At 60.3% G+C, this 1,945-nt stretch carries 1 protein-coding gene; it reads right to left on the bottom strand.

The genetic code is table 11. The features are described from left to right. A partial coding sequence (locus QMG52_RS21585; RefSeq protein WP_283562452.1) for a primary-amine oxidase occupies positions 1–1,914 on the bottom strand: 1,914 nt, incomplete at its 3' end. Positions 1,915–1,945 lie beyond the last annotated feature (31 nt).

Here is a 1,945-nt window from a genome sequence, read left to right as displayed (position 1 = left end):
GGTGTCGGTGGCTGCGGTGATGTTGCTGGGCAGGTTGAGGGTTGGGTTTTGGTCGAAGAAGCCGTGGGGTTCGATCATGAAGCCGATGTTTTGGCGGGGCATGACGGGCCAGTCTTCGAGCCGGACGACGTGGTGCATGCCGAAGGTGTACCAGACCACTAGGTCTTCATCGACAATGTCCCGATCCGCGAGGGTCCACACGTGCAGACCGTCGTGCTTGCCCGTGCTCTGGTTCGGGAACTCCCCGGCCGCGAAACGTTCCTTCCGGTGGTACGCGGTGACCCAGAGGTTGTTGCGGGCAAACTGTGCGCGCTGGCTGACGTACGACTCATCCCCGGCGGCCAAGGTGATGCCATCTGTGGGGATGAGGCGGTACGCTACCGGTTCGTCCACCACGTTCCTGCTGTCGTGGTTGACGATCTTCCAGAAGCGGTGCTTGGAAACGTCTGCCTTGCGGATTGCTGCCTGTTCGGTCTTCAGGAGCCGGTCGACTGCCTTGAAGGCGGTGTGCGTGGGGTTGTCCTCAGGAATTTCCATGTCGACTTCGTAGACGGCGTTCTTCGGACCGTCGACTTCGAAGTCCAGCCTGACGTTGAACATGTGCTGGTGGATGGGTCCGTAGAGCCCGTCATTGTTCAGCGTCTGCCCGTACGGGCTCTTCTCGCCGGGGTGCTGGGCGGCCGTTGACAGGATTCCGGTGGCCTTGACCAGGAACTCAATGGTCCCGTCAAGATAAAGATGCCAGTAGAAGCCGTACTCGTAGTTGGCAACAGTGGCGATGAAGGAGATCACGAGCTTGCGGGAGCGCCGGGTCTCGGCGGTGTTCTCGCGGAAGTCCAGGTGCTTCCACATGATGCTGTCGTCTTCCTCATGCATGCAGATGGCATTCTCGATGGTCAGCGGGTTGCCGTGGCTGTCGGCGGTGATGCCGTCGAAGTATTTGATCTCGCCCAGGCAGTCGCAGCCGAGCTTGAGGGAATTGGCCATGTTGCCGATGTTGTACTCACCGGAATCAAAGGCGTTCTTCTTGGCCTGCACCGGGGCGGTGTCACCATAGGGGACGACCATCTCCGACAATGACGCCCTGTTGATCACGGGCCGGTCGACGCCCTTGTCACGGAAACGCAGCTGGTGAAGCACCAGGCCTTCCCGGGGCGTGAAACCGACACGGAAAGACCAGTCGGCCCACTGGACGTGGTTTCCCGTGACCTTGAAGGAAGGACCCTCGGGCTGGGTGATGGAAATCGGCTTGAGATCGGTGCGGGCCGGCCCGACGTACTCGGGCAGGTAGTTACTGCTGGCACGGGGGACCGGGATCGCCTCGGCGTCCTCGACCTTAACAACCACGCCGGAGCTGAGGTCGTAGAAGACAATGAAGTTCTCAATCGGGTGTGCATAGGGGTTGTCGGTAGGATTTTCGCGCACGAAGACCAGGGCGCGCATCAGACGCGGTCCCCCGGCCTCTTCCCCGAACCAGCCCACAGACCAAGGCTCAAAGCAGACCAGGTCCAGATCAGTCAGGCCCCGCTTGGCGAGGGCCTCAATGACTTTCGGGTCCTTCCGACAGGCTTCCTCGCACTCGGCAAACTCGTCCAGCATAAAGGGCGGGTGAACGCCGTCAGCCAACTGCGTCCACGTATCAACGGCGCCAGCATCAAGGTCGACAATGGCTTCGAAGGAACGTGACGTGGCACGGTCAATAAGAACTGCGTCTGCTTCGCGTGTCGTTTCACTGCCGTTCCGCAGCAATTCCTTCGCCGGCTCACGCAGCTCCACGCTGATGAAGCGGAACGACTCCGCCGCGGCCGGGCCATCCTTCAAAATCGAGACCGCCCGGGAAATCTCAGCCCGCGACAGCGGATCCAAAGGATGCGCCACCCCTACTACGGTTTGGTTTTCAGTGTCGATACTCATGATTTTCTCCTTGATTCTTTATTCAGGACGA

It is taken from the genome of Paenarthrobacter sp. PH39-S1 (assembly GCF_030063245.1).
Taxonomy (GTDB): domain Bacteria; phylum Actinomycetota; class Actinomycetes; order Actinomycetales; family Micrococcaceae; genus Arthrobacter_M.
This window is presented reverse-complemented; position numbering and strand designations above follow the sequence as displayed.